The 14,752-nt window shown below is 62.3% G+C and carries 12 protein-coding genes; 10 read left to right on the top strand and 2 right to left on the bottom strand.

From position 1 onward, the window contains the following. Positions 1-38 precede the first annotated feature (38 nt). From AC0NID_RS15045 to AC0NID_RS15025, 5 genes are read left to right on the top strand one after another with little or no spacing between them, the layout of a single operon-like run. The gene (locus AC0NID_RS15045; RefSeq protein ID WP_473454003.1) at positions 39-566 is read left to right on the top strand and encodes a TadE/TadG family type IV pilus assembly protein; all 528 of its coding nucleotides are present in this window, start codon (positions 39-41) and stop codon (positions 564-566) included. Continuing rightward, the gene (locus AC0NID_RS15040) at positions 563-1,726 is read left to right on the top strand and encodes a CpaE/TadZ family protein (protein WP_473454004.1); all 1,164 of its coding nucleotides are present in this window, start codon (positions 563-565) and stop codon (positions 1,724-1,726) included. Before AC0NID_RS15045 ends, AC0NID_RS15040 begins: the two co-directional genes overlap by 4 nt. Next, positions 1,710-2,300: a L,D-transpeptidase gene (locus AC0NID_RS15035; RefSeq protein WP_473454005.1), complete on the top strand. Its 591-nt coding sequence runs from the start codon at positions 1,710-1,712 to the stop codon at positions 2,298-2,300. Before AC0NID_RS15040 ends, AC0NID_RS15035 begins: the two co-directional genes overlap by 17 nt. Then, the gene (locus AC0NID_RS15030; RefSeq protein WP_473454006.1) at positions 2,297-2,899 is read left to right on the top strand and encodes a hypothetical protein; all 603 of its coding nucleotides are present in this window, start codon (positions 2,297-2,299) and stop codon (positions 2,897-2,899) included. The genes AC0NID_RS15035 and AC0NID_RS15030 overlap by 4 nt, the downstream gene beginning before the upstream one ends. A 59-nt stretch (positions 2,900-2,958) precedes the next feature. After that, positions 2,959-3,249, top strand: a complete 291-nt coding sequence (locus tag AC0NID_RS15025) for a hypothetical protein (RefSeq protein ID WP_473454007.1) — start codon at positions 2,959-2,961, stop codon at positions 3,247-3,249. Here AC0NID_RS15025 and AC0NID_RS15020 read toward each other — a convergent pair. Next, the gene (locus tag AC0NID_RS15020; protein WP_473454008.1) at positions 3,246-3,782 is read right to left on the bottom strand and encodes a hypothetical protein; all 537 of its coding nucleotides are present in this window, start codon (positions 3,780-3,782) and stop codon (positions 3,246-3,248) included. The two genes, AC0NID_RS15025 and AC0NID_RS15020, sit on opposite strands and share 4 nt — an antisense overlap. 572 nt (positions 3,783-4,354) lie before the next feature. Then, on the bottom strand, positions 4,355-4,498 hold the full coding sequence (locus tag AC0NID_RS15015) for a hypothetical protein (RefSeq protein WP_473454010.1): 144 nt from the start codon (positions 4,496-4,498) through the stop codon (positions 4,355-4,357). A 557-nt stretch (positions 4,499-5,055) separates the two neighbouring features. On the opposite strand from AC0NID_RS15015, the gene AC0NID_RS15010 reads away from it, so the two are divergent. From AC0NID_RS15010 to AC0NID_RS14990, 5 genes are read left to right on the top strand one after another with little or no spacing between them, the layout of a single operon-like run. After that, positions 5,056-6,180 (top strand): hypothetical protein, encoded by a 1,125-nt coding sequence (locus AC0NID_RS15010; RefSeq protein ID WP_474033448.1) that lies wholly within the window; start codon positions 5,056-5,058, stop codon positions 6,178-6,180. Continuing rightward, positions 6,177-7,505, top strand: coding sequence for a hypothetical protein (locus AC0NID_RS15005; RefSeq protein ID WP_473454013.1), 1,329 nt, complete (start codon positions 6,177-6,179; stop codon positions 7,503-7,505). The genes AC0NID_RS15010 and AC0NID_RS15005 overlap by 4 nt, the downstream gene beginning before the upstream one ends. Then, complete coding sequence (locus AC0NID_RS15000; protein WP_473454014.1) at positions 7,502-11,350, top strand: hypothetical protein; 3,849 nt, start codon at positions 7,502-7,504, stop codon at positions 11,348-11,350. The genes AC0NID_RS15005 and AC0NID_RS15000 overlap by 4 nt, the downstream gene beginning before the upstream one ends. Next, a complete protein-coding gene (locus AC0NID_RS14995) occupies positions 11,347-12,687 on the top strand; it encodes a hypothetical protein (RefSeq protein WP_473454016.1) in 1,341 nt (446 codons plus the stop codon). The genes AC0NID_RS15000 and AC0NID_RS14995 overlap by 4 nt, the downstream gene beginning before the upstream one ends. Continuing rightward, complete coding sequence (locus AC0NID_RS14990; protein ID WP_473454017.1) at positions 12,684-14,735, top strand: hypothetical protein; 2,052 nt, start codon at positions 12,684-12,686, stop codon at positions 14,733-14,735. Before AC0NID_RS14995 ends, AC0NID_RS14990 begins: the two co-directional genes overlap by 4 nt. Positions 14,736-14,752: the final 17 nt, after the last annotated feature.

Here is a 14,752-nt window from a genome sequence, read left to right as displayed (position 1 = left end):
CATTGAGTGATTTCAGCCCAGAGGAGTGCGGAGCAGCCATGGTCGAGGCTACAATTGCCATGACCCTGCTTCTTACGCTGACGCTTGGCTTCGTCGATTTCGGCTATGCCTTCTACCAATGGAATGCAGCTAATAAGGCGGTTCAAGTCGGCGCGAGGGCAGCCTCTATTTCCAATCCGGTCAGTGACGCGCTTGCAAGCGCGGCGGTCACCACGAACGTGGCGCTGGTGGGCACGTCTATGGCAACTGGCAGCTTCCCTACCTATTCCTGTACCGGTGCAGGCGGATGTACTGGATTCAACCAAGCGAATTTCGACGCGATCTACAATCGCATGGTCGTGTTCTTCCCCAGGCTCCAGCCGGCGAATGTCAGGATTACCTACTCCGCGACCGGCCTCGGCTATTGGGGTCGCCCGGGCGGACCAGTCCCGACGGTCACGGTCAGCCTGGAGGGTCTTACCTTCCAGTTCTTCTTCCTCGGCGGCCTGCTCGGATTCGGAAACCTCACCATGCCCTCCATGATGAGCACAGTCACGGGCGAAGATATGAAAAGCACCTACCCATGAACGCCATCAACACCAAGGTTCTCCCGACCAAACGAAAGCAGGTCGCCCTCTTCTCCTCGGATCCGCAATTCAAGCGCGAGGTGGCGACGCGGCTCGACGCGCTGGCCATCTACGATGTCAGGATCTCCGAGACGGGCGACTTTCTCAAAGGCCCGCCCGCCGACACGCGGCCGGGCATCGTCATCCTCGACCTCGCCAATGGCGAGCTGCTCGGCGAGCCTGGAATAGTCGCGGCGCGCGCGCTGTGGGCGGCGGTGCCGTTGATCGCGGTTTCCGGCGAATTGACCTCGGAACAGACGCGTATCCTGGTTCGCATGAATGCTTCGGACTGGCTGCACAAGCCGCTCGACGCCAAGGAACTGCTGAACGCGGTCACCTTCCACGACACCGGCAACCAAGGCACCAAGAGCCGCATCATCACCTTCATCAGCGCCAGCGGCGGCGCCGGCGCCACGACGCTGGCTCTGTCGGCGGCGGAATTCCTGGCGTCGAAATCCACCGAACGTGCGGCTTCGACCTGCCTCGTCGACCTCGATTTCCAGAGCGCCAATTGCGGCGCCTATCTCAACCTGTTCAACCAGTTCGACCTGGCCGGCATCATCGGCCAGCCGGAAAGGCTCGACGTCGAGCTGATGGACGTTATCAAGCTTTCGCGCCCCTCCGGCCTGACCATCTATTCATTCGAAAGGCCGCAACTGCCGTTTGAGCCGCAGGGCGGCGATTTCGTGTTCCGGCTGCTGGACCTCGTCGCCTACCGGTTCGACGACATCGTCATCGACCTGCCGAATATCGAGACCCCGTGGCAGGATTCCGTGCTTTCGACAAGCGACGAGATCTTCATCGTCTTCGAGCTCAACGTCGCCTCGCTGCGGCAGGGCAAGCGGCTCTACAAGAAGATCCGCGAGTTGCGCGGCAATTCGGTGAGCATCACGCTGGTCGCCAACAAGCACAAGCGCAAATGGTTCGGCAACCACTTCTCGCGCGGCGAGCTCGAGAAGATATTCAAGGCGCCGCATATCAAGTCGGTCGCCCTGGACAATGCGCTGCTGACCGACGCGCTGAACCGGGCCATCCTGCCTTTGGAAGTGGATGCGCGAGCACGATTCAACAAGGATTTGAAGCGGATGTTCAAGGAGCGGATCGATGACGCTGCCCGGTAGATACGGCATCGTCCCGACGCTGGCCGGCGCCTGCATCATAGGCCTGGCCTTGGGGATGCCGGGCTGGGAATTCGCCCATGCCAGATCCGCGCTATCGGACCGGCCGCCGCTGCCGGCGATGGGGCCCAGCCTCCGCAAGGCGGTTGCTCTCCAAACCACGGAACAGCCCGGCACCATCATCATCCGCAAGGACGAGAAGGCGCTCTATCTGGTGACCCGGCAGGGCGAGGCGCTGCGCTACCAGATCAGCGTCGGACGCGACGGCTTTGGCTGGACTGGCATCGTCAAGGTGGGGGCGAAAACCGAATGGCCGGAATGGCGCCCGCCCAGGGAAATGCGCGCCCGCCAGCCGGAGCTGCCCGAAATGGTGCCTGCCGGCCCCTACAATCCACTCGGCGCGCGCGCGCTCTATCTGCTGCGGGACGGGCGCGACACGCTCTACCGTATCCACGGCACCAACGATCCCAAGGGCATCGGCTTCGACGGAACATCGGGATGTTTTCGTCTTACCAACACCGATGTCATCGATCTCTTCAAGCGCGTCTCTGTCGGCGCAAAGGTGGTGGTCCAATGACAATGATCAGCGACCCTGACATGCCAGCAATCAGTATTGGGCCAGCAATAGACGTTGGGCCGGCGACCCACGCCGGAGAGCAAACCGTCGCAGGCAAACCGAGCAATGCAAGGATGATCGGCGTTGTCGCCGCCGGCGCCTTGCTGATCACGGCGATGAACATGACGGCCGCGGTCTATCTCTACCGCGGCATCAGCGATCTGCGCTTTGTGGAAGGGCGGCTGGAACGGCTCGGATCGTTCGAGCAACGGATCGCAGCCCGGCTCGATACGGTCAACAACGGCTTTCAAAGCCGGTTCGAAAGACTGGACAGTCACCTGCAGGGCAGCTTCAACGAAGTCAAAGGCAGTATTGCCCGACTTGAACAGAGCCTGCCCCTGGACAGTGACGACGACATATCGAGCATGGAGGAGCCTTCCGTGGTCACGACCACGATGGCGGAAGCATCCACCGATCTCGAAGCAGCGACCGAACCCGGTGTCGTCGATATGCCGCTCCCGCCCAAAAGGAGGGTCGCGGCAGCGCCCCCTGCCCCAAACTCCTCCTACCAGCGCATAGTGCGACCTGACGGCAAGGTTCATTACAAGAAGATCAACTGAAAGCGACAGGCAACGAGAGAACGGTTTTGCGTTCAGCTGCATTCGGAGCTGCCGTCATCTTGTTGGCACCGATCGGGAGCGCGACGGCTGCGACCTGCTACTACGTCGTCAATGTCGATTTTTGGGATGTGCTCTATATCAGATCGCAGCCAAGCCACCTTTCCAGGGCGGCGGGCGCGATCGCTCCCGATCACAACGGTATCATCGTGGCGACGGGCTCATGCCGTCCGACCGGCGCCGACCGAAAGCGGCAATGGTGTCCGGTCACCTACTATCCGTTGCCATCAGTCAGCCTGGACGGATACGTGAAGGCCTATTTCGTGAAAACCACGGCGTGCCCCGGGTCCTAAAGATCCCGCTGCAGAGCAATAAGCCGTACGGCGAGCGCTTCGGAACGCTGTCGCGCCTCGCCGAGAAACGCAACATGGCAGTAGGCGCAGGCTGCTGTGCCCAGAAGCAGCACGAGGCTGTTCTGCCATGTGAAATCGACTATCAGCGAGAACGGAAGGCCGTTGGGCGCGGTGAACGCCGCAATCGTGCTCGCTGTTTCAGAATGGCTGCTGGACGCGATCATCAGCGCGGCGAAAAGCAGTGCGACGTGGTTGGCAAGGAAGAATGCGGCCGACTTTCTCGTCCGGCAAGCCATCCAGCAGACGATCGATGCGGCGGTCAGAATGGCGGCATCAAGGACCATTGAACCGCCCAGATAGAGGTCGACCTGCTGCCAGAACGTGGTCGACAAAGGGCGCAGTTCAAGCCAGATCCGCCACATGGCGGGGCTGGCCGGATAGGTTCCCAGCAGGAATGTCGCTGCTCGCTCCCCCGCGAGAATCAGAAGGATGAGAGCCGGAAAGGCAAAAAGCAGAGTCGGCTTGCGCTTCATGTTCCCCCCGACCGTCGACAAGCAGAATGGACTGCAAAGATTGCGCGAGGCTTAATGAAAGTGCGCTCCGAAGAGTGTGAATCAGCACCGACGGTTGACCCCCAGCCGAAAGTCCTCAACTACATGGCTTTGCTAGCAAATTCGCAGCGTTGGTGGGTCATCATCGGCGCCGATCGTGACCCCACCCGATGCCCATTTTGTATTAGTAAATCAAAGTCTTGCGCCGGCCTGGAGTTGGTCGATCTTCGGTGCCGATTCACACGTCACTGCCCTGCTCAGCAGGAACCGAGGCAAGAAGGCGCCCCAGGTGTCACCAAACGACAGGGCTTCAACGCGAAAAAATGACCCAAGGTGGAGCTGCTGATCCTAAGTGAGCTTGTGCGTGAGTGGCGGAAGTCGCTGATATGTATCGGCCTGTTTGGTCGGCTCCGGGCGTGGCCTTGATGGGAATACGCACGCGCCTTTGGCCTTACTAGCGGACAGGTCGACGAGCAACATTTGGGTCACCCAGGGCGCGTTTATCGATCCGTTCCATGCAGTGTTTCAATCGCGAACTGGTTGAAGTCATCGGCTCAGATGGCGGTGACCTCGTGACGTTGTGTGTCGAAAGCCTTCTCGGTGCGCAGCACGCTCCAGGCGACACGCGCCAGCCTGGTGGCGAGGGCGGTGGCCGGCTCGTTGCGGTGCATTCTCGCGGCGCGGCGCTCTGTAGCCATGCTCCGAAGCTGCGCTTCTCCCAGTTGTACGCCACAGCCCTTTCTGCGCCATGGCCCGATGCCGTGCGCCAGCGTGCTGTGTTTTCCCGACGTTTCGACCCGCTTCGCTTCTGATCAGTGCGACCGCATCGGCAATTTGCCAGGCCGCCCCGAGCGAGCCGCGACGCGTCTCCCATATGTGTTCGCTCAAATGGCCCGACCGCCGTCAATTGGATCTCTCGGCCAGCTCGAGAAGCTTTTTTTGCCGTCCTCGAGTCACCGCCTTGAACGCCTCGTTCTCGGCGACGATAGCGATGTCCCACCTTGACGCGCTTTCTTCGAGCTGCTTCGACGCATCAGATGATGCCTGCTGCGAAGCTTCCAGCCCCATTCGGTGCCGACGCGAGCAGAGAGCAGGCCTTAACGAACAATTAACTTCGTCGTCAACTTTGAATTCCCTTGCCTTCAAACGCAATAGAAGTTGAATTCATAACAAAGTATTTTACTTTTTCTTTTCTAAAGACGTTTGCCAGCAAAAATGTAATCGCGCCGCCCTTATAAGCGGCGGGGGGCTTGCTGTGTTAATCTCTTTGATAAACTTAACTAAAAAGTTCTTGCTACCTGCAGTATACGCGACTGCAGGATTTAGCGTGGTTGACATCGATCCAGCGGCCGCGCAACAGGTCTGCGGGGCCGCAATTGCGGGTTGCGACTTACAGTCCGATGCGACGTGCCTAGAGCGCACCTATGCCTGCGGCGAGTACGACACGATCATCCAATCGCTATTCGTCGAGCGGTTCGAGCCGACGCCGGACCAGAAATATTTCATCGGGGCTTCCTTCTACGGCCGTCATGTCCGCGAGCGCGCGTCGGGTGTCCAGTGCGAGATGGTCAAGTTCTCCCGCGAATATCTCACCGATTATCTCTCCGGAATCGAGACCCGCTTCACCGAAAGCGGGACCTTCGGCACGGTCCGGCAGATGGACCAGATATACCATGCCGCTCAGATGTTGACGGATCTGGGCGATGTTACCGGATGCCCGGAATCGGCGCTCACCCGCGCGACGGTCGAGGACATAGCCGGAAGCGAGGCGGTGCAGTACGCCCGTTCGGTCTTCCTCCAGCCGCCTCCCGAGGCACGTTCGGCTTTTGACACGCTTCTTCTCACCCTCAGAAGCTTCGTCAGCCGTGCCTCCGATCTTGAAACCGGCATCGCGCTGCGCCGGGTGGAGATCAGGTCGGCCGAGACGCATTTGAAGGCGATCCGCGCGATCTTTACCGAAATCTTCGGTCCGGTGACCGGAGCCGGGGCGACACTGGTAGCCAATACCTCGATCCTCGACGGGCTGGCGACGAAGACAGCGCAGATGCTGCGCTCGGTGGAAGTCTCCGAGGGAGAATTCAAGGCAGCGCTCGGCGGCGTCACACCCGAACAATATGCCAATCTCAGGAACCAGACTGTCGCCGGCGCCGAAGATTTCCTGAAAGTCTCGGCTTTTCACATCAACATGATCGGCATCCTGCTGCCGACCGACCCGGTCAAGCCGTTCTGGCGGCTCGATGCCGAGGTTCATGCCGACAATGCGGCACAAAGCGCCTTCAACGACCTTGCGCAGATCAAAACCGATTGGGCGGCCCACGGCGCCGCCACCGGTATCTGTGCCCAGCCGGGCGCCGCCGAACGCGTGTGGTACTGCCGATGACAACGGCCCGCTCCCTTTCCGCATTCATTTTTGCCCTTTGCCTTCTGGGCAGCGCGGCTCGCAGCGAGACAGTGCTTGAACGCGCCTATACTTCAGAAAAGCTCGACGGGTTCTGGAACGCGACGCTGGGATCAGCAGTACCCGAACCCCCGCGTTTCAGCCTGCTCGCTCCCGGGCCCGCTGCCGCGGAACCGAGCCATGTTGTCTCCCAGCCCGATTTCGACTTGCCCTTCTCCGGCGAGGTGATCGGCGAGGCGGCAACGCCGGCAGGCACCGTCAGCACCCATGGCTTTCCGGTCATTCCGCTCTCGGCCGACGATGCTTCAGTCCTGATGCGCCGGCTAGCATGGGCGGAAATCTACCTGAGCCGCTATCGCTTCTTTGCCCCGATCTCAATCGATACGGCCGAGACGCTGTCCGCCCTCACCGGACGGCAATACGCCGCCGCCATAGAGGCCTACCTGATCACCGCGCGGCTCTATTTCTCGGCCGCAGACCTGACCGAAAAATGCCGGCACCTTACGCGGATGAACGAAATCAATGCCGGGCCCCTGTCCGGGGTTTCCGCCGATATCGTCTCCGAAGCCTGGCGTCCGCTTCTCCCTGCTGCCGAAGCGGTGCGCACACGGCTCGGCACCGACGTGCTGGCAAATCTCGTCTGTTCGGTGAAGCCGGTCCGGGGGCGTGCCGAAACGGCCGAGCTCGTGGAGACACGCGTGCGCGAACTGATCGTCGTTGCGGTCAGGGCGAAGGTCGACGACACGCTCAACCTGATGAATGCCGCCTCTACCGAATTCCAGGCACTCGTCAACGATATGGACGTCCTCATCAGGTCGGCCGACGTGATGGAACTGGAGCGCGTCCTCGGCAATGCGCAGGCCAACATAGTCCTGGTCAAGGAGGACCAGCTGAAGGCTGCGGAAACGATCGCTACCCTCCAAGCCGTCGATCTGTCCAGCCTCAACCAGCCCGACGCCCTCGAGGAATTCGAGGACGGCAAGGCCAGGATGTCGGAGATAGTCGGCCAGATCGAAGCGGTCATAACAGCGCTTGCCGACCTTTCCGATGTGGTCGACGACCCGGGAATTTCGACCGAACTTTCGTCCTGCGCCTCCTTGGCAGGGGCCTATTCGGCGCTGGACCTGAGCCTCGATACAGGCGCACTGACCGGCACCATCAACGGTCCCTACGAGGACTGCATCAATCATGCCCGCGCAGTCGTCGCGCGCTTCCAGAATCCGTCGCTCGAAAAGGCCGAAATGGCCGAACTGGCGCGGCATGTCCGGCAGATTTCCGAAATCTATCTGACGACGGTACAGCCATGAAGCGGTTTCTCCTGCTATGCGGCCTCGCAATCGGCCTCATGCTCGGCGCCGGCGGCATGGCGCGCGCCCAGAATTGCCTCGATCTCGATGTCGATGCCGCAACCGGTCGCGCCGGCGAACTGACCACGCTTCTCAAGATCGCCAATTTCCGTGCCGACGTGAAGTATATGGGCGAGGTGGCGCCGGAACTCGAGCAGTTCCTGACGACCTGCGGCGACGAGACCACGGGACGCCTCGCGATCGTCTGCGATTTCGACTGCCATCTGCAGCTTGCGCGCTACCGGCTGTTCCTGGCCGCCGACATGCCGTTCCTGTCCTCGGCGAGCGGCGTCAGCCGCAACGATACGCCGCTCTCGCCGCAGGCGGCGCAGGAATTCGGCCGGCTGGGGATCGAGATCGTCGACCGGGGCTTGCGCATCCTCGCCCGACAACAAGGCGGAGGCGGCGGCACCGCTGAGGGCGAAGAGGCTTTGTACCGCACCTTCGTGCGACAGCTCATCGCGCTGTCTGCCCTGAAGATCCAGCTTCTCATGAATACCGGCGACATCTGGTACCAGACGGTCTCGGAGGCGCGGGTGAAAGCGCTCGATTTCCTGGTCACCGACACGCTGGGCGTGGTCGGCGGCGCAGGCCTCGCGGGCCAGCCGAACCTCTCCAAGGCCTACACCAACTACGAGGCCGCGATGTGGGTGCTGGTCGAGTCCGAGATGGATATTCCAGGCGAGTCCACCTATGACGACCTGCGCGCCGACCTCTTGTTGCAGGAAAGCGAGCTGACGGCCCGGATGGACAGCGTCCGCAAGGGTTTTCTGTTCCTCAACATCGACCCGATGCAGTTCACCACGATCCCGTTTGAGGATCTGCAGCAGGCGCTCGCCGAGAGCGAGCAGCGTCTCAACGAGGTCGAGCGCAATGTCGAGGCGCTGGTCGAACGCTGGTATGCGAACAAGGAGGGCGAAGCGACCCGCGCGCTCGACGAGGAACGCACGATCCGCAGCCAGGAAGTCAACCTGATCGCCCACAAGATCGGCAAGCTGGAGCAGGAGGCGCAAACCTTCGCCACCACGGTCCAGCAGGAAATCAACGCCGTCGACGCCGAGAAGGACACGTTTGGCTACCGCCAGCAGATCAGGTCGCTCGAACTCGAGCTCGCCACCAAGATCGCCGAATTCGAAAACCAGCGCCGGCAGATCAACGACCGCCATGAACTCGATCTCATCGTCCTGTCCAAGGAGGCCGAGGTCGAGCGGCGCAACGAGCTGCGCTGGCTGCTGAGCTGGGAAATGACGCAGATGAACCTCGATCTGCAGATTTCCTCTCTCGAAAGCCAAATTACCGAATACGCCCGACAATCGGACCGCAACACCAACCAGCTCGAGCAACTGGTCCGGCAGAGGCAGATCCTGCAGACACAGATCGCCAACAACGAAACCGCGATCGTTCGCGCGAACGACACGATCACCGAGCTTCACCTACGCCAGACCGACATCTATGCGCGCCGGCGCGCGGTTGACCGTGAGCAGCTCTGCGGCATCGAGAACCAGCTTGCCTTCATCGGCGAGGCGCCGGACCAGCCGTTCACCCCGCTTCTCGGCGGGGAGCAGCCCTGCCAGACGGTGGCTCCGACCTTCACTCGCACCGAATATGTGACGCAGATGTGCGGCCCCGACGGGCAGTCGGGTCTCAGGGCGCAGCTTCTGGACTCGCAGATCCAGGCCAAGGCGTTCCTGATGAAATGCGTGATCGGGAGCGCCGATTTCTCGGATATCGAGCCGTTGATCGCGGATCAGCAGATGATCACCACCGAAATTCCGCTGTCGCAGGAGTTAGCGAATGTCGATTGCGGCGACTTCACGCAGACGGAGACCGACTTCGCGAGGAAGATGTACGAGGCGGAAAAGGGCCTCTACGAGAAGAAGAAGGCGGACCTGGAAGAGGCGCGCGAACAGGTCGACGGTCAATTGACCGAGGTGATCGCGTGGTTCGTCGCTTTCAACGGCACCACGCAGGCCGCACAGATCACGCTGACCGCCGTTCAGGCTGCCTATGCGATCGCCGCGGCCATACCCGAGACCAACGTCTGCGCGTGTGCCATGGCCAGTGGCGTCGAAACGAAGATCGATGTCTCCAAGCCGGTGAAGGCGGCGCTCGAAGCGGCGCAGTCGATCCTGGGCACCATCATCGCCACCGGCCGAGTGACGCAGGACAACATCAACCAGATCAACGGCTTGAATCAGCGGCTGACCCAGCTTCGCCAGTCGAACGAACAACTCGATCTGGAAAAGGCGCTGAAATCGCGGGCGCTCATCAATACCCATTTCCAGCTGGCGGGACGGCGGGCGCAAGGGGCCGAGGAAATCCGGGAGCTGACGCTGCAGAGCTCGACGGCGAGCGTCGAATGCCAGAGCCAGGACCTGGGGATCGACGAACAGGTGGCGCGGCTGAAGGCTGACCACCAGCGCGTGACTGCGGGTCTCGACCTCCAGGCCCGCGAAAACGACCTGTTGAGCTTCCAGATCGCCGATCAGCAGCGGACCATCGAGCGGCTGACCAACGAGATCTCGATCCTCAACCTGGAACTCGACAAGCTGGCGCTGACGGAAGCCCAGCTCAACGACGACAATGCCCGTATCGGCGAACTGGTCGCGGCTACCAATGGCCGGATCGACCGCGTCCGCTCGGCCCAGACGACGGTAACCGGTCTTTCCGAGGAATCCAACACCTCGACCAATCTCATCGCCGAGCTGCGTGAGCGCCAGCAACAAAAGATGCTGGCGCTCAACGACGCCGAACTCGCCTTCGTCGAACAGCGCATCACCCAGTCGCGCGGCAATACCGAACTCCTTGTCGCCGGCCTCGAAGAGGCCAAGGAGCTCGGCCTCAAGAGCCGCGCGCTGCAGGACGGCATCCTGAAATTCCAGGGCGACATCCAGGCTGAAGTTAGCACGCAGCAGGAGGAGATGACCAAGCTCGTCAGCCAGATCGATGACCCCGCGACGCGCAAGAACCTCTTCATCGCCAATCAGGAGACCCTCTCTGAGCTGATGAAGGGCATCCCCGAATATCTGGTGACCAAGCGGCGCGTGCTCGAAACGGCCAACCGGATGATGCATCTGATGCGCCGCCGGTTCGAGGTGGTCCAGGGCTTCACCGGCGAGGCCGAGACGGTGCCGGAGGTCTATGTACGCAACGCCACGCAATTGCGGGCGATGATCGACGACATCGTCAATAAGCGCTTCTTCGACGAGCGGCAGATCAATATCGACGTGGCCGAAGTCGTCGTGCCTGCCAATTCCGGTTTCGCCCGCAAGCTGGCCATCGCAGAGAACGTCGAATTCGAGGTCTCGCCCTTCGCCGCCACCGAGGCGTCGATGAAGGCGAACGGCTATTTCGCGCTCTGGTCGCCCAGCAAGTTCCGCGACCGCAAGAACCTGACCCTGATCGATACCTTTATCGGCACCGACTACCAGTGCACCGGCGCCCAGTGGAACCGCTTCGCACTTCAGCATCGCGGCAGCGGCTTCGTCTTCAAGCCGCTAACCAAGGGGTCGACCGAAGTCAGGGCCGATATCGCCATCGGACCGGAGCGGCTGGCTTTCCAGACCTTCTTCAACCAGGCCGACAGCCGCGACGAGATCAACCGAATCATCCGCTACTGGGTGCAGGACCGCTACCAGGCGCGCAGGTTCCCGCGCCCGCCGGGGCCGTCCAACGATACGAGCCTGATCCTGCCCTATCTCGGCGCGCCGCTGATCGGCTCCTATCGGCTGTCTCTGCAGCCGAGCGACTGTCCGTTCGACGGCGCGGTCTTTACCCTCTATTTCATCTTCGCGAGTGCGCCATGAGGGCCTTCCTTGTCTTTGCCGCACTCACCTTGGCGCTTGCCGCGCAAGATGCCGGTGCGCGCGATCTCTTCGTCGACAACTTCGCCGGCTACACGATCGGGGCCCGCGTGCTCGACGCCCCCAATTGCGATGGCCCGGCAATTCCCGAGGGCACGCTCAGGACCTTCGAACAGGGCCTGTGCGTTTTCCATGGTCAGGCCCGCAGTCCGGAAGACAACCAGAGGACGACCAGGTTGATGCAGGAGGCGCAGACGCGGGGGCTGCCGCCGGTCCACCAGCAGCTTGCCGGACTAGTGTCGGGGCTTGCGCATTGTTCAGAGGCCACGCGCCATCTCGAAGCGTACCGCGCCTCGAACAATCAGAACCTTCTCGAACGGACCTATTTCTGCCGCGACCGACGTCTGTCGCAGGCCGATCTCAATGCGATCAAATGGAACCATGCGCTCTTCGACTATGCCGACGGGCTCGGGCCGAGGCGCAATCTCGACGCGCGGCTTACAGAGATGAGCGCTTGCCAGGCCGGCGCTTTGAGCACGGACTTCGACGCGGAATGCGGGCTCATCACCAACCTGTCGGAAACCGAGATCAACGCCTTCGCCGACGAGGCGGCCGGCAAGGTGGTCGAGACCTATTTCTCCGGCGTAGAAAGCCCTATCACGGCAATGTTCAGCCGCAAGCTGAAGCGGGCCGAGGGCCTGGTCGAGGGCTCACGCGCCGGCATTGACGACATCACGGCCGGTGCCGACGTCGTCAACCAGGAATATGCCGCCTTGAACCAGGTCTACGAGGCGGCGCGCGACACCAGGATAGGCCCCATCTACGACGCCTATCGCGAGGCGATCCTCAGAGCCACCTCGATCCTCGACGAATTCGACCGCTGGAAAGGCGGGCTTTTCATCACCTCGGAAAACATCAACCTGATGCCGAAGATCACCGAGCGGGCGGGCGAACTCGAGGGGGAGAAGACCCGCGTCGAGGACCTCACTTTCGAAACCAAGGCGCAGGCGCTCGTGGGTGACGTCAGGCGCATCATCAACGCCGATGCCGAGAACCGCGCGACGGTCGCCGCCCTCTGCCGCATCTACTATTGCGAATTGACCAACCGGCGGGCGATGACTGGCGTGATCCGCGCCTGCCGCAGGCCGGCGCTCGCCAACAATCCGCTCTGCATCGGCCAGGACGGGCAGATCACCAATGGCACGCTGACGGTCGATTTCGAAGGCCCGCATTCGATCTCGGTCAGTGACCTCTGCCAAGCCGCCGGCCTCGACCCGCTGATGACCGAAGTCAACATGGACCCGACCCGGGCGGCAAGCTGCCTGAGTGAACTCAGATGAAACACGTAGCGGCATTCGTCGTTCTATTCGTTGCCGGCGCATCTCCCGCCGGTGCGGCAGCGCCCGAGCTCAACGTCTTCGTCACCGACCAAAACATCGATGTCTATGTGGCGCTTTTCGACGGCAAGGCAGTGGAACTCGCCGGCTGCACCAGTTCGGCCGAAGCGAAACGACTTCTGCACCTGCCCGATACGGTCGAGATAATCGAGGCGACGCTTGCCAAGCTGCAAGCGGACAATGGCTATGGCTCGCAGCCGCGCCTGCCATGTTCCGGCACGGCATTCGAAATCGACTGGCCGGCCACAACGCCGATTTGGGCCGACGTCGAGGTATCCGGCAACTATTATCTGCCGGCGCTTTCGGGCAATGGCTATTACGCGGTGCCGACGGCCTGCGCGGAGATCAAGGCGGCGCTTGCCATTCGCGAGCGTCTGCAATTACCCGGCGTCCTCCAGGGTTTCCTTGCGCCGCCCAATCTCGGAACGCCGATTACCCTCGATTGCGGGCGCGGAGAACTCGTAGGTCCACCCGATGCAACCGCCGCGAATGTGGCCCGCTGGAGGCTGCACCGGTTCGAAACCTTCCTAAGCGCCGACAGCATCGGCGACACTATCTATGTCGCCCGTTACACCCCGCCGGGCGAAGGCGCCGTACCCTCCTACCTGCCGATCGTCCGCCTCGACGACCGGACAACGCGCGACCTGATCGTCGAGGGTGGCGCCGCCGCCGAGACGGCCGAGGCGAAGCTGCGCGCATTCTTCGGCATTGCAGAGGGCGAGGCAGTGACGCTGCTCGGCGCCGAGGCCGTCGCAGCACTTCGCTCGGCCCCCTATGTCGATCTGTGCCTGACAGATTGCAACGGCCACCAGAGGGCGCACGCGGCCTTTGCGCAGCCCGGTCTCGATCTCGGGCTCTCGCCACTGTCACCCGGACTTACGTCCACCTCGCTCGATCCACTCGGCAATCCGCGTCTTGACTGGACATTTGCCGAAGGACGGAGTCTCTCTTTCACCGGCTGCCCGCAACTGACCGCGGCGCTTGGACTTTCCGCAACCGGCATTGGCGACTGGATGGCCGAGACGGATCGTGCGCTGACGGCCGCCCAGGCGCCGGGCACCGGTTTCGACTGCCGGGGCTCGGCCGGCGACACCTGCATTCGCCAGCTCAATGACGGCGGCACGCTGACCCTGGCGCGGTTTGCCGCCGAGGGAGACTGTGCCGGCCGGACAAATCTTAGGCTCGAACTGCCGGCCTCGATCAAGGTACCTCAAGCCCTCATCCTAAAGGCGCTGCCTTTCAGAACCGTCCACATGGCGCCTGCGCCGGGCGTCGCCCGCACGCGGCTGGTCGGGACGGAAAGTCGTGTGCCGGCGGGCACCGCGTCCTGCATCCTCTCCTCGACGGGCGTGCTGATCGTCGCCGACGCGCTGCCGCGGCTCGAGCTTGAACGGATCGATCTGGTGCGCACCGCCGCTCCGTCGACCGATGAGGTAGTTGGGCTGATCGCGCAGAACGGTGTGGTCGCTCTCGACGATGTCACCATCGGCACTGTGGCGGAGGGCCTGGCGCCGCTCGCGCGCGGCATGTCGCTGTGCCTTGCCGATCTCTATGCCCGCAACCTGCGGGTGGAAGCCGACATGCTGGCAATACAGGGTGTCAGGGCGCGATTGCTCGTTTCGGCGCGGCCGCCTAACCGATCCGCCCTCGCCCGCGCCCGCTTTGGTGCGGTCCTGACCTCCGACAGCCTGATGCGGATCGATTTCACCGACATCGCGGCGGCCAATCCGCTCGTCCTGCGCGGAGCAAACGTCGCAGGTCGGTCGGACGGGCTTGTGCCGACCGCGGCCGGCCTGGCAGCCGGCTCGGCCATTCAGCTTGAGCGCAATTCCTCCGCAAGTTTCACCACCTCGACCGTTTCCGGCTTTCGCTGCGCGGTCAGCTTTGCCGATGCCGCATCAAGCGCGAGCTTCCTGCTGCCGGGCAACGACATCGCCCATGACAACACCAGCCGGGCCTGCGGGCCGGGCCGCTTCAGCCTGGTCGAATAGAGCGAAAGGGAAAACCA

This window comes from Mesorhizobium sp. WSM4821, assembly GCF_055901555.1.
This window is presented reverse-complemented; position numbering and strand designations above follow the sequence as displayed.